General features: G+C 66.0%; 20 protein-coding genes. 7 read left to right on the top strand and 13 right to left on the bottom strand.

Annotation, left to right across the window (positions count from 1 at the left end):
* Positions 1-62 precede the first annotated feature (62 nt).
* Together ABGV18_RS06505 and ABGV18_RS06500 are read left to right on the top strand one after the other, a co-directional pair.
* The gene (locus tag ABGV18_RS06505) at positions 63-461 is read left to right on the top strand and encodes a PA2779 family protein (RefSeq protein ID WP_396585327.1); all 399 of its coding nucleotides are present in this window, start codon (positions 63-65) and stop codon (positions 459-461) included.
* Between the two features lie 101 nt (positions 462-562).
* Complete coding sequence (locus ABGV18_RS06500) at positions 563-1,426, top strand: PA2778 family cysteine peptidase (protein WP_396585326.1); 864 nt, start codon at positions 563-565, stop codon at positions 1,424-1,426.
* A gap of 27 nt (positions 1,427-1,453) precedes the next feature.
* Here ABGV18_RS06500 and ABGV18_RS06495 read toward each other — a convergent pair whose 3' ends face one another.
* The 7 genes from ABGV18_RS06495 to ABGV18_RS06465 form a co-directional block, all read right to left on the bottom strand.
* Positions 1,454-2,071, bottom strand: a complete 618-nt coding sequence (locus ABGV18_RS06495) for a glutathione S-transferase N-terminal domain-containing protein (RefSeq protein ID WP_396585325.1) — start codon at positions 2,069-2,071, stop codon at positions 1,454-1,456.
* A gap of 107 nt (positions 2,072-2,178) precedes the next feature.
* Entirely contained in the window at positions 2,179-2,424 is a 246-nt protein-coding gene (locus ABGV18_RS06490; protein ID WP_396585324.1) for a rhodanese-like domain-containing protein, read from the bottom strand.
* 246 nt (positions 2,425-2,670) lie between these two features.
* The gene (locus ABGV18_RS06485; protein WP_396585323.1) at positions 2,671-2,880 is read right to left on the bottom strand and encodes a hypothetical protein; all 210 of its coding nucleotides are present in this window, start codon (positions 2,878-2,880) and stop codon (positions 2,671-2,673) included.
* 54 nt (positions 2,881-2,934) lie between these two features.
* Entirely contained in the window at positions 2,935-4,338 is a 1,404-nt protein-coding gene (locus ABGV18_RS06480) for an FAD-dependent oxidoreductase (protein WP_396585322.1), read from the bottom strand.
* On the bottom strand, positions 4,325-4,495 hold the full coding sequence (locus tag ABGV18_RS06475; protein ID WP_396585321.1) for a hypothetical protein: 171 nt from the start codon (positions 4,493-4,495) through the stop codon (positions 4,325-4,327). Before ABGV18_RS06475 ends, ABGV18_RS06480 begins: the two co-directional genes overlap by 14 nt.
* Positions 4,496-4,644: 149 nt before the next feature.
* Positions 4,645-5,793: an acyl-CoA dehydrogenase family protein gene (locus ABGV18_RS06470; RefSeq protein ID WP_396585320.1), complete on the bottom strand. Its 1,149-nt coding sequence runs from the start codon at positions 5,791-5,793 to the stop codon at positions 4,645-4,647.
* Positions 5,794-5,851: 58 nt separating this feature from the next.
* Complete coding sequence (locus ABGV18_RS06465) at positions 5,852-6,415, bottom strand: OsmC family protein (RefSeq protein WP_396585319.1); 564 nt, start codon at positions 6,413-6,415, stop codon at positions 5,852-5,854.
* Between the two features lie 632 nt (positions 6,416-7,047).
* Here ABGV18_RS06465 and cynS point away from each other — a divergent pair.
* Together cynS and ABGV18_RS06455 are read left to right on the top strand one after the other, a co-directional pair.
* The gene (gene cynS, locus ABGV18_RS06460; RefSeq protein WP_396585318.1) at positions 7,048-7,491 is read left to right on the top strand and encodes a cyanase; all 444 of its coding nucleotides are present in this window, start codon (positions 7,048-7,050) and stop codon (positions 7,489-7,491) included.
* Positions 7,492-7,800: 309 nt separating this feature from the next.
* On the top strand, positions 7,801-8,031 hold the full coding sequence (locus tag ABGV18_RS06455) for a hypothetical protein (protein ID WP_396585317.1): 231 nt from the start codon (positions 7,801-7,803) through the stop codon (positions 8,029-8,031).
* 12 nt (positions 8,032-8,043) lie between these two features.
* Here the strand turns inward: ABGV18_RS06455 and ABGV18_RS06450 are convergent, their stop codons facing one another.
* The gene (locus ABGV18_RS06450) at positions 8,044-8,790 is read right to left on the bottom strand and encodes a carbonic anhydrase family protein (protein WP_396585316.1); all 747 of its coding nucleotides are present in this window, start codon (positions 8,788-8,790) and stop codon (positions 8,044-8,046) included.
* A 186-nt stretch (positions 8,791-8,976) separates the two neighbouring features.
* Between ABGV18_RS06450 and ABGV18_RS06445 the strand changes: the two genes are divergently transcribed.
* Positions 8,977-9,378, top strand: a complete 402-nt coding sequence (locus ABGV18_RS06445; protein ID WP_396585315.1) for a hypothetical protein — start codon at positions 8,977-8,979, stop codon at positions 9,376-9,378.
* 104 nt (positions 9,379-9,482) lie between these two features.
* Here the strand turns inward: ABGV18_RS06445 and ABGV18_RS06440 are convergent, their stop codons facing one another.
* Positions 9,483-11,963: a YbcC family protein gene (locus tag ABGV18_RS06440; protein ID WP_396585314.1), complete on the bottom strand. Its 2,481-nt coding sequence runs from the start codon at positions 11,961-11,963 to the stop codon at positions 9,483-9,485.
* 31 nt (positions 11,964-11,994) lie between these two features.
* Positions 11,995-13,659, bottom strand: coding sequence for an NADH-quinone oxidoreductase subunit L (locus ABGV18_RS06435; RefSeq protein WP_396585313.1), 1,665 nt, complete (start codon positions 13,657-13,659; stop codon positions 11,995-11,997).
* Positions 13,660-14,114: 455 nt separating this feature from the next.
* Between ABGV18_RS06435 and ABGV18_RS06430 the strand changes: the two genes are divergently transcribed.
* Entirely contained in the window at positions 14,115-15,065 is a 951-nt protein-coding gene (locus tag ABGV18_RS06430; protein WP_396582028.1) for a LysR family transcriptional regulator, read from the top strand.
* A gap of 108 nt (positions 15,066-15,173) precedes the next feature.
* On the top strand, positions 15,174-16,625 hold the full coding sequence (locus tag ABGV18_RS06425) for an HDOD domain-containing protein (RefSeq protein ID WP_396582027.1): 1,452 nt from the start codon (positions 15,174-15,176) through the stop codon (positions 16,623-16,625).
* Between the two features lie 12 nt (positions 16,626-16,637).
* On the opposite strand, the gene ABGV18_RS06420 is transcribed toward ABGV18_RS06425, so the two are convergent.
* The 3 genes from ABGV18_RS06420 to ABGV18_RS06410 are packed head-to-tail and all read right to left on the bottom strand — an operon-like array spanning position 16,638 to position 22,638.
* Entirely contained in the window at positions 16,638-19,739 is a 3,102-nt protein-coding gene (locus ABGV18_RS06420; RefSeq protein ID WP_396585312.1) for an efflux RND transporter permease subunit, read from the bottom strand.
* An 11-nt stretch (positions 19,740-19,750) separates the two neighbouring features.
* On the bottom strand, positions 19,751-21,352 hold the full coding sequence (locus ABGV18_RS06415) for an efflux RND transporter periplasmic adaptor subunit (protein ID WP_396585311.1): 1,602 nt from the start codon (positions 21,350-21,352) through the stop codon (positions 19,751-19,753).
* Entirely contained in the window at positions 21,349-22,638 is a 1,290-nt protein-coding gene (locus ABGV18_RS06410) for a TolC family protein (RefSeq protein ID WP_396585310.1), read from the bottom strand. Before ABGV18_RS06410 ends, ABGV18_RS06415 begins: the two co-directional genes overlap by 4 nt.
* Positions 22,639-22,716 lie beyond the last annotated feature (78 nt).

Raw genomic sequence — 22,716 nt, 5'->3', positions numbered from 1 at the left:
CTAGACTTGTAAGTGTCCGGTTTTGCCGGGAAAAAATGGGTTTTGCACTGGGGGTGGATGTCATGAAGAAAGTCGCTCGAATCGTCACGCCGTTCGTGATTGCGTCGTTTACCTTGGGCAGCGTATCGGCGATGGCCGCGCCGTCGTCGGTGATCGACGGGCTGGTCACGACCCAGGAAGCGTTGAACGCCGATCAGGCCAGCGTGGATCGTGAACGGGTCGTGGAGTTGCTCTCCCGAGACGAGGTGCGTGACCAGCTGGTCGCCCAGGGCGTCGACCCGGCGCAGGTCGAACAGCGTGTCGCGGCCTTGTCCGATCAGGAAGTGCGCGAGATGAACGCACGCCTTGACCAGATGCCGGCGGGGGCCAATGCCGTGGTCGGTGCCTTGTTCACGGTGTTCATCGTCCTGCTGGTGACCGATCTGCTGGGACTGACCAGCGTGTTCCCGTTCACTCGCTGATCACGATGCGATATCAATCGATCAAAAGCGCCCGCTGGCCGGGCGCTTTGTCGTTTCTGGCCGCTTTGTTGTTGCTCAGTGGCTGCGCCACGACGCCATCCTTGTCGGAGGCGACGCGCTCGGCCGTCCCGGATCGGCACCTGATCGACGAGGTGCCGTTTTATGGCCAGGGTGACTACCAGTGCGGTCCTGCCACGTTGGCCATGGTGCTCGAGCACGGCGGGCGTGCCGCGAGTGTCGACGAGCTGATCCCACAGGTGTTCCTGCCCGGTCGCGATGGCAGCGTCCAGCCCGAGATGCTGGCCACCGTCCGGCGTCACGGGCTGATCCCGTTCGTGATCCCGGGACGGATGGATGCCCTCTTGAAGGAGGTGGCGGCCGGTCGTTCCGTGGCGGTGTTGCAGAATCTGGCCCTGGCGTGGTGGCCGATGTGGCACTACGCGGTGGTGACCGGCTACGACCTCGACCAGGAACGCCTGGTGCTCCACAGCGGCGAAACGCCGCGCATGGACGTTGCGATGGGGCGATTCGATGCCACCTGGGCGCGTTCGGGCCGCTGGGCCTTCGTGGCGTTGCCCCCGGGTGAATTGCCGGTCTCTACCGTGGGCCGCGAGGCCGCCGGCGCGATCTCGGCGTTCGAGTCGGTGCAGGGTGCGCAGCCGACCCTGCCCGCATGGCGGTCACTGGTTGCTCGCGAGCCGAGCCTTGCCCTGGCGCAATTTGGCCTCGGCAACGCCCTGGCGGCCAGCGGCGAGCGAGAGAACGCGGTTCAAGCGTTTCGCCGCGCCGTGCAGGAAGACCCCGATTTCGCGGCCGCCTGGCTCAACCTGGGGCTTGTGCTCCGTTCGCTCGGCCAGACGGGCGAGGCGGACGACGCGATACGGCGGGCCGCCGCGATCCCCGGCCCGGTGCAGGCACGGGCACAGGAACAGCTCGAGAAAGACCGACCCAAAGTGCGTGACTGACGCCCCGTATCGCCTCGTGGAGTCGCTTCAACCCCCTTCGTCTTCGCGTTCGATCAGCGGCACCCAGCCGGGCAGGGCCTCGACCCGCGCGAGCCATTCACGGACGGCGGGGTAGGGTTCCAGCGTGACACCGGCCTCGTCGGCCAGCGCCACGTAGGGGTAACAGGCGATATCCGCGATGGTGACATGCTCGGCGGCCAGCCAATCGGCCTGCGCGAGTCGTTGCTCCATCAACGACAGGCCGCCCCGTCCTTCCTGCTGGCACTGCTCGCGATTGAAGGGGCGACCGAGTCGCCAGACGGCGCGGGCGCGGGCCAGGCCGTAGAGCAACTCGTCGCCGGCCACGGCCAGCCATTGCATCACGAGCGCCTCGGCCGTCGGCTCGTCGGGGAGCCACCGAGTGGTGCCGTATCGACGCGCCAGGTAGATCAGGATCGCCATCGAGTCCCAGATCCTCACCTCGCCATCGACCAGAAAGGGCACCTGGCCGCGCGGGTTGATGCGTTTGAACTGGGGCGAGGCGGTCTGGTTGGCGACGACGTCGATAGTGACGCGCTCGTGATCGATCTCGAGCATCGAGAGCAGCAACCGCACCTTGTGGCAGTTGCCGGACAGGGGAAAGTCGTAGAGCGTGATCGAACTCACGGCGGTGTCTCCGGGAGTGGGTTGGGGCGGGAGTCCGTTCGGCCCGCAGCAAAAAAAGGCCCGGCATGCCGGGCCTCAGAGCGATGCAATGGCTCTGCAGGATCGTATCAGGCCACGAAGGGCAGGCCTTCCTCGATCGGCAGGCTCGGGTCGCGCGACCACTCGTTCCAGGAACCGAAATACAACCGCACGTTCTCGATGCCCGCGGCGCGCAGGGCGACCAGCGTGTTGGAGGCCCGAGCGCCCTTGAAGCAGTACAGGAACACCTCGGAATCCGGGGTGATGCCGACGCTGTCGCACTCGGCGCGAATCTCGCTGGGCGACTTGAAGCGCGCTACCTCGCCGGGCTTCATCAGGGAACCCCTGCACGGTTCGATGGCATCTCTGGCTCGCGGGTTTGCCCGCAATCAAGGCGCCGGCCCGAAGGTGGGCTTGATTGCCCGTCGAGGGACGGCAACGCCGAGTGCGGGCAAACCCGCGAGCCCCATCCGGGCGGGCCGCCAAGGGCCCATCTGCGGCGTTGCAGCCCTTGTGAAGGGCGACGGCCCTTCACAAGGGCTGCGCCTTGCACCTGGGCCCTTGGCGGTCCCGCAGAGACGCTATCGAACCGTGCAGGGGTTCCCGTGATACCACTCGATCCACACCGCCTCGGGCAGGCGTCCCTTGCGCGGACAGAAATCCTTGCCGTAGGGCGAGGAGCTCTCGGCGATCCACTCGTCGACGTCGCGGACGTCGAGCAGTACCACGTCGTCCGGGGTGGTGCCGAGTAATTGCTGCAAGTCCTGCGGTTCGATGAGGGGGGTGCTCATGTCTTTCTCCTGAGGCTTTTGGCCTCGGTGGGTGAGTCGACGGGTGTGACCGCCTCAACTAGCGCGCCCCGTGACGCGCCGGTAAAGGGATTCGTGTTCGCTGACGGCCTTGCCGGCCAGTGCATAACCGGCCAACTGGCCGCGGCTGACAAAGTCGTTGCGTTGGCCGGCGTCGACCGGGTGTGGCGTCCAGCGGCCCAGGTCAACCAGCTTGCGATCGGGCGGGCAGAGCATGATCGGCAGGCTGGGTGTCTTGATGCGGATGGCCGCCGGGCGGTGTTCGAACGGTTCGCAATCGCCGTTCAGGGCCGCGGCGGCGGTCTGGGCCATGCGACGGATTGGCTCGATAAAGAAGTAGCTGTTGCCATCGATCTCGGTGCAGTCGCCAACGGCGTAGACGTGCGGATCACTGGTCTGCATGGTTTGGGCCGAGGCGAGAATGCCGCGGTTGGTGATCAGCCCGGCGCGCTGGGCCAGGGCGGTGTTGGGCACCAGTCCCATCGCCGAGATCACCTCGTCGCTGTGGATCTCGCCGCCGTTGGTCAGCGTCACCTTGAGGCGACCGTCGGCGTGATCGACGCGGGCGAGGCTGGTGCCGGGGCGAAAATCCACGCCCTTGGCCGCCAGGTGTTGCCCCAATTCGTTGCCCAGCGGGGCGGGGGCGAGCCGATCGAGCATGCGCTCGCCGAGATCGAGCACGGTCACGCGATGCCCGCCGGCGGTCAGGTCTTCGGCCAGTTCCACCCCGATCAGCCCGGCGCCGATGATGGTCAGATGCCGCGACTCGGCATCGAGGCGAGCGCGCAGGCGCTGGTAGGCGGCCAGGTGATTGAGGCGCGTAATGCGATTGGCGGCATCGCCATCGAAGGCGCGGAAACGCTGGCGGGCACCGAGCGCGAGCACGAGGTCCCCGTAGTGGACCGGGCCGCGCGTGGTCAGCAGTCGCTTGCCGTCGGTGTTCAGGGCGAGCACGGCGGTGTTCGGTTGCAGGGTGATGCCCAGTGCGGCCGCCTTGGTCGGCCCGCTCTGCTCGATCAGGTCGGTCGGCGCGCGTCCCTGGCTGATCGCCATCGACAGGCCCGGCTTGGTGTAGGCGGCCGCCTCGTCGTTGCTGATCAGCGTGATCGGGCGGTCGGGGTCGCGGGCACGCAACTGTTCGGCGACCGTCCAGCCGGCCACGCCGGCGCCGATGATGACCACCGAGTCGGGCCCGCCCACGCCACCCCGCACGGCCCGGGGGCGCGGGGCATTCGCCTCGACGGCGCGCTGGGCGGCGTACTCGTGCAGGGGCATGAAGTCGGCCTTGGTCACGCCGCACAGCGGGCAGTACCAGTCGTCAGGGATGTCCTCGAAACGGGTGCCCGGCGCCAGCCCGCTGTCCGGGTCGCCCTCGTCCTCGTCATAGATCCAGCCGCAGACGGTGCAGATCCAGCGGATGTCTTCTTCAGGCGTGTTCATGGCGGGTCACCTTGAATTCATTCAATTCGTATGGGGCGGTTGGTCGCGGCTCGGCCTTGGGGCGGGTCACGTCGATGGCCTCGATACACAGCCAGGCCAGCATTAAGCCGAACAGGGTCAGCGATAGTCGGGTGTCGAATCGGGCACTGGATGTCATATTTTCAAGTACCTCGAGAAACCGTCATGAGCCGCCCGAGTGCAAGGAGCCGTGGAGCGAGCGACGGGACATATCGATCGGATAGGCGAGGAGCGAGCGAGCACGCGACGCCGCAATCGGGTGGCGTAATAGGTTTATCGGGGTGCTTGTCAGTCGATCAGCGCCTCGATTTCCTTCCTCAGGTGCTTGATCGCCGGGGTCACGATGGCGACGAAGTAGGCCTCGCGCAGCTTGCGCTGGGCGGGTGCATCGACGAGGTAGCCGTTCGCGCCGGTATGCAGCATGGCGCTGTTGGCCGCGCGCAGGGCCAGTTCCGAGCCGGCGAGCCGCAGTTCCAGTACCTGACGGAAGTAGGCCGGGTCGGGGTTGTGTACGTCCTGGGCCAGGTCGCGCACCAGGGCGCGAGCGTCTTCCAGTGCCTCGCGCAGTTCGTCGGGGCGGTCGTCGAGGTAGCAATTGACGTGACCGAGACGCGGTTCGACGTCCTCGCACAGGCGGATGCAGCCTTCGATCACGCCGGTGGCCATGCCCGCTTGCAGCAGCACGAAGCCGGCCTTGATGCGATTGAGGAACGGGCCGACCGGGTCGGCCATGATCTCGTTCTTCGCGATGAAGACATCCTCGAAGAAGAGGGCGTAGGTGCCGGTGCCTTCCATGCCGGTGAATTCGACCAGTTGCTTGAGCGTCAGCCCTGGTGTGTCGGTGTGGACCAGTGCCATCACGTCGCGCGGGTGCTCGCCCTTAACGTGGAAGATCGAGCCGAACACGTGGGATTCGCCCAGATTCGAGATCCACGGCAGGTTGCCATTGACGATAAAGCCGTCGTCGGTTTCCTCGCCATGCAGCAGGATGTCCTCGATGCCGGCGAAGTACTTCATCGGGTTGGACAGGGCGGTACCGCCGAGCAGTTCGCCGCTGGCGAGCTTCGGCAGGACGGTGTCCTTCAAGTGCTGGTTGTCGGCGTTCTCGACATACCAGGCCACGGCGTCCTGACACCAGGTCATGAAGCCGGTCGACATGCACTCGGCCGAGATGCGGTCCATGTCGTCGATGGCCGCGGCGATATCCATGCCGGCCGGGTTCTGGGTGGCGAGGTGGTGGCGATAGGCGCCGGCCGCACCGATTTCGTGCAACAGGTCGGCGGGGTATTCGCCGTGGTCGATCGCGATCACCTTCGGCTTGAGGGCGCGGCGAATGACCGTGTCGAGGTCGGGGGTTTCGGTTTTCAGGAAGCTTGGCACCTCGGGCGGGGCCACATCCGGCCGGGTCGCCACGGGGGCTTGGGTAGCGAGGGTCATGGAATCATCTCCGAAAGGAGGCCCGGAGGACCGGGCCGATTGGATGACGTCTCGGTGATCAGGCGAGATGGCAGGAGAGGTCGACCGGGCGGGTCATGGTGTTGGCCACCGGTGACCACTTCTCGGCGGTATTCAGCAGGTCCTGCAGGTCCTCGTCACTGATCGGGTCGACCGTCTCGACGTCGAAGTACACGCGGATGGCGGTAAAGCCCAGCGGCTTCGATTCGTCGAGATCCCCCGTGCCCCAGACGGCGGTGACGTTGATGTCCGCTTCCATGTTCAGCTCGAGCTTGCTGATCTTGATCTGGCGAGCGGTGGCATTGGCGTGCACGCCCACGGCCCGACAGGCGCCCAGGGCGGCCAGGGTGGCCTCGGACGGGTTCGGGGCGGTGTCGTCGCCCAGCAGGTGCGGCGGCTCGTCGACGACCACCGGGTCGAGATCGCGGATGTAGGTCAGGTTGCGAAAGCGGCCTTCGCAGACGGTCTTCGCCTTGAGCGTGACCACCGCGTCCGGGTTGGCCTTGCCCTTCTCGCTCAGCGCCTTGAGGCCGTCGGCATCGATTTCCTTGATCGCCTGGCGGATGCAGGACGGGGCGACGGGTTGGGCGGTTGCTGTGCTCATGAGTATTCACTCCGGTTTTGGATTGGCTTGGACGTGGGCCGGGATCTCGCTGGACGAGTCCCGCCGTCGCCTACTGCATTGCAGAGGCTGTGCCAACAACCGGGAATGGCGTCAACGCGTCGTTTTAGAGCGTTTTTGGCAGGGGCGCCCCGTGGTGGGGCGCGCAGTGTCGGACAATGTCCGATGTTTGTGCGGTGCGGGGCGGACAATGTCCGATTCGGGGTGTGCCGTCAGGTGAGGTGGCCGTCTAACCTTATGAAATAAAGAAAAAAACGAGGCTTGGCAGGCTTCTTGTAATGAAGCGGGCAGTGGCCATTGCCGGCCACCAAGGGAAGGTCTGCACGAATAGCCAATGCCTCTGGCTTACCGGCTTGTTCGCCATCAAGGCATCGATCCGAAGGCGGGCTCATTGCCCGGCGAGGATCGGTAACACTGAGGGCGGTCAAGCCGGAAAGCCCCGCAGGGCGAGCCGCCAGGCGCCCATCTACGGCGTTGCCGTGCTTGCCAATGGGACGGGCCATTGCCCGCGCACGGCGCCTTGCATCTGGACGCCTGGCGACCCGCAGAGGCGTTGGCTATTCGTGCAGACCTTCCCAAGCCAACCAACGTGATCCCTTGACGGAGATGCCCTCATGATGACCAAGCACGCACTGACCGACCTGATCCTGGAAAAGAAGACCGAGTTGGGCCTGTCCTGGGCCGATATCGCCAGCGGGGTGGGGTTGTCGCCGACCTTCGTGACCTCGGCCTGCCTGGGCATGAACAGCCTCAAGCCCGAGTTCGCCGACAAGCTCGTCGCGATCCTCGAACTGCCCGCCGAGGCCAAGGCCGCGATCGAGGACTGCCCGATGAAGACCTGGGAGCAGACCGTGCCCACCGATCCGTTGATCTATCGCCTCTACGAGGTCGTGGGCGTCTACGGTCCGACCATGAAGGAGCTGATCCACGAGGAATTCGGCGATGGCATCATGAGCGCGATCGACTTCTCGCTCGATATCGACCGCGAGGCCAACCCCGCCGGCGATCGCGTCGTGATCACCATGAACGGCAAGTTCCTGCCCTACAAATCCTGGTAAGGCCGCTCGCGGCGCAGCCGGGAGCCAAACGTAGAAAGGGCGCGTCGCGACGCGCCCTTTCTCTATTTGCCCCCGTTTTCGGCAACCGTCAGCCGATCCATCAGCGGGGTGGATCGTCATCACGAAGGAGCCGCCAGGATCCTCTTTGCGGCGTCCGTGGAAGGTTTGTCGTAGTCGTCCCATGAAGCGATTCTCGCCGGCCTGCAGGATCACCTGGTCGCCGGGGATCATGTGGGCCTGCTTGAGGGAGGCCGGGGGCTCGGGGACGATGACCGCAATGGTGCCGTCTTCGGTGTGGCCCAGATAGCCATGCAGATCCTGTTTGTCGTTGACGAAGAGCCTGAAGTCGCCTTCATGGCCGGCGGTGATCCGCCGGTCCAAGGACAGGTCTGCACCGACTTCCCGAAGATACTCATCGGCGGCTCGCAACTGTTCATCGCTGAAATAGGTGCGCTTGATCCAGTCGGAATCCATCGGGCAGGCCCTCGGTTGATCACATCGGCCTTGATGGGGAGCTTAGCTCAATCGGGGAGGGCCTGAGTGCCGATACGATCAGTCGATCAGCACCCGTGCATTGACCGGTTGCACCGGGCGATTGTTATCCATGCCGATCGCCTTCTCGAAGGCCTTGATCTGCTTGGCAGAGAGGGTGGGGTGCTCTTGCATGACCACCCAGCGGACCGCCTCGCTGCAGGGAGGCGTGGTCAGCGAGCCGTTGTAGCGGTAATGCTCGGTCTCGGCCGGCAACAGGTCGGCTGCGTCGAACGCCGCATTCAGTTCAACCTCGTCTCCCGCAGAGTCAGGGAGGTTCTCCACGAGCGGCTCGAGCGCCTCGTTGGCCTCGCCTTTCTCGAAGAGCACGGCCACCACGGCCAGGTTGCCGACCGGATCGGCATGGACGAAATGCGCCTCAAGCGGGAAATGACGACCCTCGATCGTGTGCTCGCTCGGGGCATGGAAATGGAACTGCTTGAGTTGGAAGTCGTGGCCGTCGAGCGTCAGTGTGCTGCCCTTCTGGTAGTCGACCTGAACGGCATGACCGTTATTGACGACGTGAGTCCCACCGGCAGAGTAGTCGAAGGCCGGGGCAGACTGCTCGGCCGCGACGGGGGTGCGCAGGTCGATGGGCGACTGGTTCACGCCATCCCCGCAGGTCTTGAAGGACGAATCCAGGGTTGCCCATTTCGCCGGTCCGGTGTCGCCCTCGTAGGTCCAGTGCGGGGCGTCGGCCGCCATGGCCTGGTGGGAAAAGCCGAAAGCAGTGACCAGTACGGCGAGGGTTCTGGGGGCAATTCGCATTGAGGACTCCTTGGTTCTGTCCGTTTGTGGTTGATGATCGAGTCCTGCGACAAGATAGCCAGGCTACTAGTTCCCAAGGGAACGGGATGCGCGATGACCGCGTCGCATATCGATATGCATAGACTGCTAATGAAAAGCAGGCTATGCTCGGAATCGACACTCAGAACCATGACAAGGAGCGTGACCATGCTGATGCTGGAGGTGAAAGACGTCGGGTGGTGGTACTGGCTGGTGACGGCCGTGTTGCTGACCTATGGGGTGCTGGTTGATCCGGTCGGGCTGTGGCTGGCGATCGGTCTGACCGTGATCAACTTGGTGCACTTCGCGGTCAGGGCGGAGCGCCCGACGGCCTTTCCGGTTCAGGTGCGCTTTTTCTATCTGCTTCTGCTACTGGTCGCGCTGCCCGAGCCGATGCGTTGGCTGTTCTGGATCCCGACCATCGGTACCTGGGCTCAGGTATCGGTGGGCTACTGCACCATGGCTCGGCTGGTGTCGTTGCTGCCGTGGAATCGCCGCGAACCGTTGACCTGGCGTCTGGTGTGGCGACGGTTTGCCTCCATGCCGGTGCGCGGCAGCGTGGCCGATTGAAGCGACACGCATCGCAATTGACGATGACTGGACAAAGAAAAGGGCGCGGATGAATCCGCGCCCTTTGTCGTTTTCGGTGTCGTGACCGGCGAATGCCGGTGACCTCAGGTCGTTTCGGCCACCCAGTCACCGTGTCCGCGCCGACGGAACACCTCGCCCGCGTCATCGAGGCGCAGCAGTGTCAACCAGCGGTTGTCGATCAGGTGTTGCAGCGTCTGGTTGCCGGCAATGATGGTATCGATCGCCTCGGCGGGTGCCTCGACGAAGGCCGACAGCCGCAGCGGCTCGTGTCGCCAGTTCTCGCCGTCGTGCAGTGACTGCATCGACAGGCCCACCCGCAGGTCGCCGCCGTTGCCTTCCAGCACCCCGACGAGCCCGCCGACGACGTTGTGCAGCACCTTGTTGCCCGACCCTTGGCGCTCGTTGTCCACGGTCGAGCCGTAGTACTGCAGGTTGATCCAGCTGGCCACCACCAGCGGGGCGGTCAGGATCAGTTCGAGCACGCCGAAGCCCTCGTCCTTGCGCCAGTCGTAGTCGTGCAGGAACGACCGGCCGCCGAGATCCAGATCGCGGGTGCGCTCGCGCGGGGCGGCGATGAAGGCGGCGTTGCCGGCCAGGCCCCACTCCGGGCGCACCTCGGACCAGTCCCGGCCCCGATGCGTCACGGACTTGCGCGCCGCCTCGCGGTCCGCCGGGTTGTCGCTCAGGTTCTCGCGCAGCGTGACCAGGCGCTCCAGGCGGGTGAGGTCCCCGGCCTGTCCCAGTGCCTGGCGCAATTCGTCGAGCTTCGCCTGCTCGACAGTCCCCTCCTCGAGGTCGAGCAGGCCGACCTCGTCAGTGGTGGTGTCGTGCAGCGCGGCGATAAAGCGCGTGTCTGCGGGGATCTCGATGCCGCGCTCGGCCAGGCCCGGACGGATGACGGGGTCGTTGAGCAGGTCGGCCGCTACCCGGGCGCTGACCTCGCCGGTCTGCCCCGCGCAGGCACCACAGTCCAGTCCCGCCCGATGCGGGTTGTTGGTGGTGGTGCTGCCGTGTCCGGCCACAAGCACGATCGGTGCGATGGCATCGGTCAGACCCAGCCCCCGCAGGATGCCCTCGGCCATGCCGACGCGCTCGTCCACGCTGGCCTCCGTCCCGAGTGCCGGATGAACCTGCGCGCGCTCCGCGTCGGTCAGCCCGGCCTCGTCCGGCGGCGGGGTCGGCGTGTGCCAGCCGAGCGTGTCGCCGATCAGCTTGGGCAGGTAGGTCAGGCCAGCCGACTCGACGAAGGTGAAGCAGGAGGCCGCCGAGAGCTTGAACTGCTTCCACGACAGGGTGTTGCCGATGCGCTGTTGCCGGCGTGCGGCCAGATCGGGATTGTCCTCGACGTGGTCTTCCACGGTCACGCCCGGGTTGAGCAGGACCGGCGTGTGCGTGCGGCACTGCGACTCGCCCAGGCGGCGGTAGGCCAGCGGCACGCCGAAGAACCCGGCAAAGCCGATGGTCTGTGCCCCGGGAAAGCTCGTTTCCAGGTGACGGCGGAAGACCTCGGATCGCACGTCGATGCAAAAGGCCGCCTGAATCGGTGGGCGCGCCGCTGTCGTGCTGCGGATCGCGGTCGCCTCGCGGAAATGCTGGACGACCGGATCGCGGAAGGCGATCTCGGTGGCCGTGAGCATGACCTCGTCGATAATGGCCTCGTTCTGGGCGGCGGCGATCGCCTCGTGGTGGCGCTCGATCTGGCGCTGCCATTCGCGGCGAATCGCGGCGCTGTCGGTCGACTTGAGGGCAAGGGCCTCCCAGACCAGGCGCACGGCGAGCAGGTCGGTGAGATCGTCGCAGGTCCCGCCGGTCAGCTCCGCGCCCCACAGGCGGTAACGGCAATAAGCCGCCCAGCCGTTGATCGATTTGAGGGCCGCGAACAGGTAGTCGGCGTGCACCGACTCGGGCAACTGCAGGGTCTCGATCGCCCAGGCGATCGCCTCGATCGGATCGGTGGGCACCTCGCGCAGATAGCGTCGTGCCTGACCCAGCCCGGCAGCCCGCGCACTGCGATCGATCAGGGTGTACTCGCGCCACGCGGTGTACAGCGACTCGCTCTCGTCCGGCGTGCTCCAGATTGCCTGGCCGCGGTCGAAGTGCGCGGCGAGGAAGTGGCTGATCTGGTCGACCACGAAGATCGAGATCGGTGCCGCGCCGGGGCGATCGAGCGCCTCGACCAGCATGGGCACTGGGGTGCTGGTCGTGCGATGCGATTCAAGCGCGTTGATGACCGTCTCGACGGCCACCGGGTTGCCCAGCTGCTCGACGGCCCGCTCGATGTGCTCGCGCGTCAGGCGCCCATCAGCCCAACGCGCGGCATACCATTCGTGATCCATGGCGGTGCGCTCGCCGGCGATCGCGGCCAGATAGCCACTCGCCTTACTAAATGACTGGTCGATCAGGCCGAGGTAGGGATTGACCGCGACGAACGAGTCCAGCGGCCAGAGCGGGGCGATCTTGCGACCGGCCGCGTCGGCCAGTTGGCGAACCTGCTCGAGATCGAGGTGTTCGGTCGACGGCGTTGCCTGAGCGTTGGCCGGCGGTGCTTGCGTTGCCAGAGTCATGACAGGGTCCTCCCGGTAGGAAACCGGCGAATCAGTAGGGGGTCGTGGTGGCGGGGGTTTGCGTCTTGACGACGTCGTGCTGCGACCGGTGCTGACCGACCTTGTGCGGCCACAGGCGGTGCGCGGCGCGCTCGACCAGCAGGTCGACATACAGCCCGTTGTACAGATGCACGAACAGCCCCTTGCGGCCCGAGCCGTTGAAGTGATCGCGGCCGGGGCCCTGCAGCCAGGCGAGGAACAGGAAGCTGATCGTGGTCAGCGCCAGCATCAGGCCGTAGGCCGGCGTGAGGGTGTCCGGGATCGCGGCGACCGTCGATCCGAACAGGGTCACGAAGGCCTCGTGGAGCAGGAAATAGACAGCCGCCATGACGGCTGCGACCGCTATTGCCCGGGCGATACCCGCGCCGCTCGGCGCGACCGTGATCGCCTTGAGCACCAGTTGGGCCACGGCCAGCGCGACGATCGCGACCAGGGCAATCAGCGCCGGCTCGTGGCTGACTTGCAAGCCGAGGATCGCGGCGAGCGCCGTGGTCAGCGCGAGGCTGGCGACGATGGTGAGCAGCCAGGTGCCGATGCGGATGCGGCGGCGCGCGGCGGGCTTGGGCTGGCGCAGCTGGTCGGGGATGCTGCCGGCCGCGAGGAAGGCGTGCGCCTTGTAGAGCGAGTGGCCGATCAGGTGCAGCAGCGCCAGGGCGAACAGGCCCAGGCCCAGCTCGAGCAGCATGAAGCCGAGCTGCCCGGTGGTCGACCAGGCCAGCGAGGACTTCACCGCCGTCTGCGTGAGCATGACCAGGGAGGCGATCACCAGGGTGGCCAGCCCGACGATGGCGAGCAGGTACAGCGCGCTGCCCTGGGCGAGCAGAAACTCGCTGGTGCGCAGCACGATGATCGCGCCGCTGTAGACGATGCCCGCGTGCATCAGCGCCGAGACCGGCGTGGGTGCCTCCATGACCTGCAGCAGCCAGCCGTGGAACGGGAACTGGGCGCTCTTGAGGATCGCGGCGAGCACAATCAGGAAGGCCGCGGCATGCATCCCTACCGGCATGCCGTCCTGCGCATTGGCCCACTCGGCGATCGCGTCGAACTGCAGGCTGCCGACCTGCTGGCCGATCAGGATGGTGGCGGCCACCAGGCAGGCATCCGCGGTGCGGCTGAACAGTGACTTCTTGTGCGTCGCCATGACCGCGCGCGGGCGGTCCGGGTAGAACAGCAGCATCTTGTGCAGCGAGAAGCCGGTCAGGATGATGCCGAGGGTGAACAGGGCGAGGTTGGCCGAGATCACGACCAGTAGAAAGAAGCCGGCGGTCAGTGCCAGCAGGCGGAAGAAGCGCGCCTGCTGCGGATCGCCATCGAGGTATTTCTCGCTGTAGCGGGCGATCAGGGTCACCACCAGGGCCACCAGAACGGCGAGCGCCATCGTGAGCTGGTCGACCTGGATCGACAGCGCCAGCGCGCCGATGTCGCTCGGCAAGGGCAGGGCGGCGATCGTCAGTGGGGCCCGGCTGCCGGCAAGAAAGGCGATGGCGGCCACGATGGCCAGCCCGAGGGCGCCGATGGCCGCCCAGCGCACGCGCTGGCGGTAGCGGCGTGCCGCCTCGACGCCCGCGCCGGTGGCGGGGATCGCCGCACCGAGCAGGAGCAACGGCATCAAGGCGAGCAGGGCACCGGCAATCGGCCAGTTGGTCAGTGTGGTCATGATGTCCCTCCGGTCAGGCTGGTTGGTCGGGTCCGCCGCGTGGTTGCAGACGGACCCGCCGGCAGGACGAAAGGTAGTGATCCATGGCCTGGTTCACCAATTCGAATTGCCTAAGTGATCCATTGATAAACGTCTATGTGTTGGTTTTGCTCGGATCTTCGGGGGGCAATGATTGATCGCTTGTCCTGCCATTTCCGGCATCAATGCCCGCCATGGCGGGCATTGGGCAAGACACAGACGCCGGGGCCTAGCCGACCTCCTTAGGGTCTATGTATAGATAATAGTCAATAAATGGGGCGACACATCCCAATGCATTGGTAGGCATTCACCATGGCGCTGGGCGGGCGGATTGGCCTCCGTCGGAGCGCGACAGGCAGGGTTTGCATCGATCTTGTGGTCGCTGTTGCATAGAATCCGTTCTATGCAGGCGACCAAAGACGGGCAGGAGAGGAATGATGGCGGAAGAGACTCGGCAATCGGAGGCGCGTTACCTCCTTCGGCACGCGACCCTGCGGCAGATCGAGATCGTCGAGGCGGTGGCTCGGCTGGGAAGCTTCACGCGGGCCGCCGAGGAGTTGTTTCTGACCCAACCGACCGTTTCGGCGCAGGTCAAAAGCCTCTCGGAGACGGTGGGCATGCCGTTATTCGAGCAGGTGGGTCGCAAGATCTTTCTCACCGATGCCGGCAACCTGGTGGCCCGCGGTTGCCGCGACGTGATCGATGCCCTGTCGAACCTCGAGATGTCGCTCAACGACCTCAAGGGCCTGAAGAGGGGCCGGTTGCGCCTGTCGGTGATCACCACCGCCAAGTACTTCGCCCCGCTGGCGATGGGGGATTTCGCTAAGCAGTTCCCGGATATCGAGATGGAGCTCAAGGTCTCCAACCGGGACACGCTGTTAAAGCGCATCGAGGACAATCTCTCGGATCTCTACATCATCGGTCACGTACCCGACAGTGGGATCGATCTTGAGCTGATTCCCTTCGCCCCCAACCCGTTGGTGGTGATCGCCCACCGCGATCATCCGCTGGCCCGCGAGCGCCACATCCCGATCGAGCGCATCGCCGAGGAGCCGTTCATCATGCGCGAACCGGGGTCGGGCATTCGGCACAAGGTCGAAGAACACTTCGCCCAGCACGGGCTCAAGCTTCGGCAGCGGCTGGTGCTGGAGGGCAACGAGTCGATCAAGCACGCGGTGGTCGGCCAACTGGGTATCTCGGTGGTCTCCGAGCATGCGTTGAATCTCGAGAGCGAGGCCGGGCCGCTGGTCAAGCTGGATGTCGAGGGCTTTCCGCTGCAACGCTACTGGAACATCGTCTACCCGCGCGGCAAGGCCCTGTCAGTGATCGCCCGCGAGTTTCTCGCCTTTCTCAAGGAACACGGTGGTGACTACCTAAAGATCGGCTGATCGGCGCCGAAAAAGGAACAAGGCGTAGCGTGCCTGGCCGCCATTCGGCCAGGTCGTCGTGGTAAAGTCTCGCCGCCCAATTGTTTGCACCGGGACCTCGCCCCAGACGTGAAAGAGAACTTCCGATCCACCCTCCTCAAGCGGATTGCGCGCAATCCGGACTTTCCGGCGTTCGCGCGCACGGTTCAGGAGGCGTATCGGCTGACTGATGACGAACTGGCCTCGGCCAATGACCTTTCCGCGCTGATTTTGCGCGACCCGGCGCTGACCCACCGCATCCTCCGGCTGGCGAACGCCGCGCACTACCGCCACCTGGGCGGCCAGATCAACACGGTGACCCGCGCGGTGACGGTGCTGGGTTTCGAGGAGGTGCGGCTGGCCGCGCTGGCACTTTCCCTGTTCGAGCAAATCGAGAGCAAGCGTCACAGCCGCTTGTTGCAAAGCCGTTTCCTGCAGGCGCTTTACCAGGCGTTTCTCGCCCAGGACCTGGCCCGGGAGTTGGGCGGGTTGTCGGCCGAGGAAATGTTCCTCTGCGCCCTGTTCCAGGACTTTGGGGCACTGCTGGTCTATCGCCATGCCCCCGAGCACCTGGCCGAGATCGAGCGGGCCCGTCGTGATGAGGGGCTCGACGAGGATACGGCCATCCAGAAGGTGGTTGGCGTATTACCCGTGGCGCTCGCCCGTGACGTCTGCCGCCAGTGGGGCCTGCCGGAATCCGCGCGGCGTTTTCTCACCACCGCGCGCGCCTCGGGCAAGATCACCCGGTTGACCCCCGAGGCGCGCGCCCTGCGACTGGGGCAACTGGCGCGTACGGCGGCCGAGGTGATCGCTCGTGGCGATTCCGTGGAGGCCATCCGGCGCGACACGCTCGACCTGGCACGGCGTTGCGAGGTGGAGACGTCGGTCTTCGAAGACGCCAGCACCGTGGCACGCGACCACATGCTCGAATACGAGGAGCTCTTGTCATCGGCCGAGCGGCCCGCCTTCCTGCAGCGCATGGAGGCCGACCATGACACGCCCATGCCCGCCCAGGAGTCGGTGGCGGCCGACCCGGATCCCGAGGTGCGTTCCGAGCGCCTGATCGCCTGCATTGAGCAGACGACACAGGCATTGACCGACGAGGAGCCGCTCGGCCAGATCTTCGCGCGCATGCTCGAGGCGATGCACGAGGGCCTAGGGCTGGATCTGGCCGTGCTGTACATGCTGGAACGCAAGGCGTGGCAGCTGGTTCCGCGTCTGGGGCAGGGCGCGTCGTTCGCCGAATTCAAGCCTGGCATGACCGTGTCGCTTTCCGAGACCAGCCGCGTGGCGCAGGTGTTCCAGTCGGGTGAGGATCGCAGTATCCACCGGCCGAAGATGCCCAGCGACGACATCTTCGACTGGCAGTTCCAGGGCACGGGCGACCTGGCGATGGCCTATCCCCTCCACGTCAATCGTGCCCCGTTTGGCCTGTTCTACCTCGAGGGCCCGGCCGCGGCCTTCACGGAAGGCAATCTCAACAGCCTGCGCACCCTGCGCAACCAGGCCGCGTTGGCGCTCAAGTCGCGTTCGAAACGGTAACTGGATGACGCGTCATCCGGGCTTCCCGCCCGGACGCGCGGCAACCAACCGGTAGAGCGCCGGCAGCACGACCATGTTGAGGAATGTCGAGGTGGCCAGCCCGCCGAGGATCACCACCGCCATCGGCGCCTGGATCTCGGTGCCGGCCTCGCCCAGCCCCATCGCCAACGGAATCAACGCCAGACCCGCGGTCAGGGCGGTCATCAGGATCGGGGCGAGTCGCTCCATCGAGCCGGTGACCACCGCCTGATCGACATCCATGCCGTCCCGCGCCAATGCCTGATAACGGCTGATCAACAGAATGCCGTTGCGGATGGCGATGCCGAACAGGGTGATGAAGCCCACCAGGGCCGCGACCGTGATCGTCCCGCCCATGAACCAGACCGCGGCCACGCCACCGACCAGGGCGAGCGGGATGTTGACCATGACCAGCAGCGCCAGCCGCAGCGAGCGGAAGGCCATCTGCAGCAGGAGCAGGATGCCGGCGAGCACGGCCAGCGAGACCCAGCCGATGGTGCGGGTGGCATTGGCCTCCGCCTCGAACTGGCCACCGTACTCGATTCGGTAGCCCTCCGGCAGGCTCATGTCGGCATCGACACTCGCCTGAATGGCCTCGACCGCGCCACGCAGGTCGCGACCGGCGACGTTGGCGCTGACCACGAGACGACGTTGCGCGTTCTCGCGCAGGATGGTGCCCGGCCCGCGCTCGAACGAAGGGCTGGCCAGTGCCCGCAAGGGCACCATGTCGCCGGTGGCTGTCCTGATCAGGGTATCGCCGACTGCGTGACGATCTTCGCGGGCGTTGTCGTTGAAACGGACCACCAGGTCGAAGCGTCGATTACCCTCGAACACCTCCGAGACGACGCTGCCGCGGTAGGCGGTCTCCACCAGTTGGGCAACTTCCTCCACCGTCATTCCGTAGCGGGCGATCGCCTCGCGATCGGCACGCAATCGCAGTTGCGGTACGGCTTGCAGCGGTTCCATGGCGACGTCGACCAGACCGTCCACCTCCTGCATGGTGCCTTCGAGTTCGCCGCCAAGGCGTCGAAGTTCGGCCAGCGAGGGGCCGAAGATCTTCACCGCAATGGCCGCCCGAGTGCCGGATAGCATGTGGTCGATGCGATGCGAGAGTGGCTGGCCGATATTGATATTGACCCCGCGCACGCCATTCAAGGCGCCGCGCAGTTCGGCCAAAAATGCCTCCTTGCCTTGTGGCAGCTCGCCCAGCGTCACCTCGAGCTCGGAGGAGTTCGGTCCCTGCGTATGCGCGTCCAGGGCGGCCCGACCCGTCTTGCGGGCCACGGTTTGCACCTCTTCGAAATCGAGCAGGATGTCCTCGATCTGTCCGCCGATGGCCGCCGAGGTCTCCAAAGAGGTGCCGGGCGGGGCTGTCACCGCGATCGTCAGGCTGCCCTCGTTGAATTCCGGCAGGAACGAGCGACCGAATTGGCTGATAACCAGCAGGGTGGCCACCACCATGATCACCGAGAATCCCAGCACGGCAGGTGCGAAGCGCAGGCTGGCCTTCAGGATGGGGGCATAAAGCCATTTGAAGAAGCGGATCAGCGGTGGGTCTTTCTCTTCGCCCAGGGCCTTGTCCTTCGACAGCAGCCACAGGCTCAGCACCGGCGTCAGCGTCAGGGCGACCAGGAGGGATGCGGCGATCGCGAACAGATAGGCCAGACCCAGCGGTTCGAGCAGTCGCCCCTCGACCCCCTGGAGAAAGAACAGCGGGGCGAACACCAGCATGATGATGGCCGTCGAGAAGACGACCGACTGGCGTACCTCCGAGCTGGCGCGATAGACCACACTGGCCGCTGGGGCGGGCTGCTCGCGACGGGCGTTCTCGCGCAGTCGTCGGTAGATGTTCTCGACGAAGATGATCGCATCGTCGACCAGCGCGCCGATGGCGATGGTCATCCCACCCAGGGTCATGGTATTGATGCCGATGCCCATCCACTTGAGCCCGACCAGGGCGACCACGAGTGACAGCGGGATGGCGAGCACGGAAATCAGCGTGGTGCGGAAACTGAACAGGAAGGCGAACAGCACCACCACGACGAAGATCGCGCCATCCCGAAGTGCCACGGCGACGTTATCGATGGCACGGGAGATGAAATCGGCCTGGCGGAACAGTCCCGGCTCGAGGTGGATGCCCTCTGGCAGGTCGGCCTTCGCCTGCTCCAGGACCCGACCGATACGCTGGGTCAGCTCAATGGTGTCGGCGCCCGGTTGCTTGGATACCGCGACGACAACGCCGGGGTCGCCGTTGATGCTGCCATCGCCGATCGGGATGCCCGGACCCTCGCGCACCTCGGCGACGTGGCGGATGCGAATGGGTGCGTCGCCGCGGACGGTGATGACCGCCTCACCGATGTCCGGCGCATGTTCCGTGCGGCCGAGGAAACGCAGCAAGTAGTCCTGGCCCCCTTCGCTGATCCAGCCGCCGCCGGCGTTCCGGTTCGCCCGGGACGCCGCCTCGCGCACCTGATCCAGGCCAATGTTCATCTCCTGGAGGCGGTCGGGAGAGACCAGCACCTGATACTCGCGGATGTCGCCGCCGAGGGCGGTGACGTTCGCCACGCCGGGAATCGCGAGCAGTTGGGGCTCGAGTTGCCAGTCGGCGACTTCCCGGGCCAGCATGAGGCTGGCGCCCTGATTTTCGCCCGGCTCGGCACGCACGCCGAAGAACTCGATCTCGCCCATGATCGAGGTGATCGGCCCGAGTTGCGGCACGCCGGCGGCCTGGGGCAGGTCGTCACGGGCCTGATCGAGACGCTCGGTCACAATTTGCCTCGACTCGAGAATGTCCGTGCCCCATTCGAACTCCACCCAGACGATGGAAAAGCCGGGCACGGATTGCGAACGCAGCCTCCGTACGTCAGTCGCCCCGTTCATCGCCGTCTCGATCGGGAAGCTGACCTGCTGTTCCACCTCCTCGGCGGCCAGGCCCGGTGCCTCGGTCATCACCGTGACGGTCGGGGCGGTCAGATCCGGGAATACGTCTACCGGCACATCGCGCGCGGTCAACACACCGAGAACGAGCAGCAGGGCGGAGGCGGCTATCACCAGCAGGCGGTTCTGCAGTGACCAGTCAATCAATCGGTCCAACATGTCGGTGCTCCTCAGTGGGCGTGGCCATGGCCGATGTCTTGCTCACCTCGCGAAGCAAGCAGCACGGTGTAGGCCCCCTGGGTGACCACTCGTTCGCCCGGCTGCAGCCCGGCGGTAATCGCCACGCGGTCGCCACTGCGGATCCCGGTCTTGACCTGCCGGCGCTCGAAGCGCTCGCCGCCGTGCTGCACGATCACCACCTCGATACCGTCGTCGTCGAGAATGGCGGATTTGGGCACGACCACGGCCATCTGCCCGACGCCGGTCGAGAACGCCGCTGACCAGGCCGTGCCGGGAATCAGCTGGCCGTCGGGGTTGGGCACGTCGAAGACCACCGGGACGGTGCCGTTTTCCTCGGTCCGAGTGCCGACGTAGGCGAGTGTTGCCCCGGGCAGCGACTGCCACGGGGCTCCGGCCTGGCGTGCGACGACGTTGCCGGGGCGATCGATACGGGCCATGTCGCCGGGGTAGGCCATCGCCTTGAGCCAGACGTGGCTGTCGTCGAGCAGGGAGAAAACGGTGGCATTCGCCGCGACCAGCTCGCCGGAGGCGTGCGGGCTGGCCGTGATCCGACCACTGATGGGGGCGCGCAGGGTGACGGCCGCACCCGCCTGATCACGTTCACCCTCCAGTTGATCGAGCCGGGTACGGGCACGCTCCAGTGCCTGCCGAGCGACGCGGTATTCGGAGTTCGCCTGATCGAGGCGCTTTTTTGACACGACGCCGTCGTCGTAGAGGCTTTGCATGCGATCGCGTTCGGCACGGGCGAGGGAAACCCGCTCCCGTGCCTGGGTCAGGTCAAGGTCGAGCAAACTCACGTCCTCGGCACCGCTTAACGGCAGAACGCGAGCCAGGACGTCACCGGCCTCGACGCGGTCGCCGGGGCGTTTCCACTCGCCGCTGTCTGGTGGGATCAGCATGCCCCCCGTCGGGGCGGTCGCCTGGGCGCTCTGGCCCGGGCGGGGCTCGATACGCGCCGGTACGGACAGGCGTTCGGTGATGTAGTCGCTGAAGGCCTGCTGGACGGCAAAGTCCATCCGCCATTGCTGCTCCTTGAGGAACGCGATATCGCCGCGCTCGTCGCCATGGTCGTGACCGTGACCCTCGTCACTGGCGATCGTCTCGCCCGGCGACGTGACGTTGACGTGGCCGGCCTCGATGGTGAGTGCCCCGTCGCCCGTGCCGAGGGTCAGGTCGAGCTCATAACGCCCGGGTTTCTCGACACGGATCTCGGGCAGGAAGATGCCGTCCCGCGCGATGGCCTCGGCAACGTGTTCCTCGACGTGACCGTCCTCGCGCTCGAATCGATAGCGGAGCGGGCCGGACATGACCGGCGAGAAGTCCTTCAGGTGGGTGAGGTGCGTGATGTACTTGCCGGGTGTGCCGGCGGTCGGCGCGGGGAACTCCATGAATAGCTCGAGTTCCCGCGACCAGGTCGTGACCGCGCGCATGGGTGGCTCGTCCTTTGCGGCATCGTCCACATTCGCGCCGATAGGCTCGCCCTGCTCGTCGTGTTCGTGGCCGAGTTCGTCAAGACAGCCGGACAGGGGAAGACTCAAGGTAGTCGCCAGCACGAGCCAAAGGCGCCGGCGGGGCATCAAAATCGGGTTCATCGGTTCTGCTCCGGGTAATCGGTCGTAAGCATCAGGCCGGCGGCGAGACGCAGATCGGCTTGGTGTTCACGCGCCTCGAGCAGCAGGTCGATATACCGTTGCGTGGCGCGGATGTTGGCCTGGGCTGCATCGATCAGTTCGGTCAGGCGCAGTTCGCCCTGTTCGAAACCTTGGCGGGTCTGCTCAAGCACGGTGTCGGCTGGCTCGAGCACGGCGGTGCGGTGTTCGTCAATGTGTTCGAGCACGCCGGCAAGACGGGCGTGGGAGCGTTCCAGCCGGATACCCAGGTCACGTGCGGTGACCTGGCGCTCGGCGTCCTGACGGATGGCCGCGCTTTGCCTTGCATCGACGCGACCGCGCCCCTGCGACCAGAGCGGCAGTTCGACAGAGAGGCCGATGTGGTTGGTGGTCTCCGTGCGACCGTTGATATGGCCGCGCTCACGTCCCATGCGGACGGCCAGGTCGGGCAGTCGCTCGGCCCGGGCCTGTTTTACTTCGGCGCGTGCCGCGGCCACCTGCCGGGCGGCGGCCCGCAGGGTGGGGTGCCGGTCGAGGCGCTCGCGCAAGGTGTCGAGAGCCGGTGGCGCTTTCGGTCGGCTCAGCTCGGCCAGGGTGACGGCGGTTTTCTGGTCGATCGCGAGCAGGCCGCGGTAGGTGGCGAGCGCGGCTTGTCGCACCTGGCGGCGCTCGGCCAGCTCGGCCTGGGCCTCGGCATGCAGCAGGTTTAACCGCAGGCGTTCGCGTTCGGACAGGTCGCCGGCACGGGCGCGGCGGTCACCGATGTGCGCGAAGCGCTGGGTCCACTCCTGCTGGTGCTTGGCCTGCTCGATACGGGCTTGTGCCCATTGCAGCTGGTGAAAGGCGAGGGCCGCGCGATGTTCCATGGTCAGCGCGTGCTGGAGTGTCTGGGCCTCGGCCACCTCGATGCGCGTGTCGGCGGCGTCGGCACGGTGAGCGATGCGGCCACCGAGAGGCAGTGATTGGCGGATCGCGTATTCCTTGAGAGACCAACCGCCCGACCCATCCGCGATGCCTACTTCGTCGCTAACGCCGATCTCCATCTCGGGATTCGGCCAGCGACCGGCCTCGTCGGCCAGGCCGGCGAATCGGTCACGCTCGGCACGGGCGGCTTTCAGCTCGGGGGCGACGGCCAGCGCCCGTTCGGCACTGCGCTCGAGCGTCCAGTCGGCCGCCAAGGTATTCAAGGGGACGAGCAGCAACAGGCTGCTCACCAGCAAGGGACGAGGGATGCATCGCACCCAACGCGTTCGAGACGTCATCGGCATGACGAACTCCTCTGAATCAACGCCCACGACGGGGCAGATGCCACCCCGTCGATCGTCTCGACGGCTTAGGTGGCGCTA

This window comes from Guyparkeria halopsychrophila (genome assembly GCF_044582135.1).
Taxonomy (GTDB): Bacteria; Pseudomonadota; Gammaproteobacteria; order Halothiobacillales; family Halothiobacillaceae; genus Guyparkeria.
The sequence above is the reverse complement of the archived record's forward strand: the minus strand, read 5'-3'. Positions and strand labels throughout refer to the sequence as shown.

Excerpts from the sequence above, each read along its gene's own strand:
- ABGV18_RS06505 (WP_396585327.1), top strand. The coding sequence starts at position 63 with ATGAAGAAAGTCGCTCGAATCGTCACGCCGTTCGTGATTGCGTCGTTT.
- ABGV18_RS06490 (WP_396585324.1), bottom strand. The coding sequence starts at position 2,424 with ATGAAGCCCGGCGAGGTAGCGCGCTTCAAGTCGCCCAGCGAGATTCGC.
- ABGV18_RS06485 (WP_396585323.1), bottom strand. The coding sequence starts at position 2,880 with ATGAGCACCCCCCTCATCGAACCGCAGGACTTGCAGCAATTACTCGGC.
- ABGV18_RS06480 (WP_396585322.1), bottom strand. The coding sequence starts at position 4,338 with ATGAACACGCCTGAAGAAGACATCCGCTGGATCTGCACCGTCTGCGGC.
- ABGV18_RS06475 (WP_396585321.1), bottom strand. The coding sequence starts at position 4,495 with ATGACATCCAGTGCCCGATTCGACACCCGACTATCGCTGACCCTGTTC.
- ABGV18_RS06470 (WP_396585320.1), bottom strand. The coding sequence starts at position 5,793 with ATGACCCTCGCTACCCAAGCCCCCGTGGCGACCCGGCCGGATGTGGCC.
- ABGV18_RS06465 (WP_396585319.1), bottom strand. The coding sequence starts at position 6,415 with ATGAGCACAGCAACCGCCCAACCCGTCGCCCCGTCCTGCATCCGCCAG.
- cynS (WP_396585318.1), top strand. The coding sequence starts at position 7,048 with ATGATGACCAAGCACGCACTGACCGACCTGATCCTGGAAAAGAAGACC.
- ABGV18_RS06455 (WP_396585317.1), top strand. The coding sequence starts at position 7,801 with ATGCAGATCCTGTTTGTCGTTGACGAAGAGCCTGAAGTCGCCTTCATG.
- ABGV18_RS06450 (WP_396585316.1), bottom strand. The coding sequence starts at position 8,790 with ATGCGAATTGCCCCCAGAACCCTCGCCGTACTGGTCACTGCTTTCGGC.
- ABGV18_RS06445 (WP_396585315.1), top strand. The coding sequence starts at position 8,977 with ATGCTGATGCTGGAGGTGAAAGACGTCGGGTGGTGGTACTGGCTGGTG.
- ABGV18_RS06440 (WP_396585314.1), bottom strand. The coding sequence starts at position 11,963 with ATGACTCTGGCAACGCAAGCACCGCCGGCCAACGCTCAGGCAACGCCG.
- ABGV18_RS06435 (WP_396585313.1), bottom strand. The coding sequence starts at position 13,659 with ATGACCACACTGACCAACTGGCCGATTGCCGGTGCCCTGCTCGCCTTG.
- ABGV18_RS06430 (WP_396582028.1), top strand. The coding sequence starts at position 14,115 with ATGGCGGAAGAGACTCGGCAATCGGAGGCGCGTTACCTCCTTCGGCAC.
- ABGV18_RS06420 (WP_396585312.1), bottom strand. The coding sequence starts at position 19,739 with ATGTTGGACCGATTGATTGACTGGTCACTGCAGAACCGCCTGCTGGTG.
- ABGV18_RS06415 (WP_396585311.1), bottom strand. The coding sequence starts at position 21,352 with ATGAACCCGATTTTGATGCCCCGCCGGCGCCTTTGGCTCGTGCTGGCG.
- ABGV18_RS06410 (WP_396585310.1), bottom strand. The coding sequence starts at position 22,638 with ATGCCGATGACGTCTCGAACGCGTTGGGTGCGATGCATCCCTCGTCCC.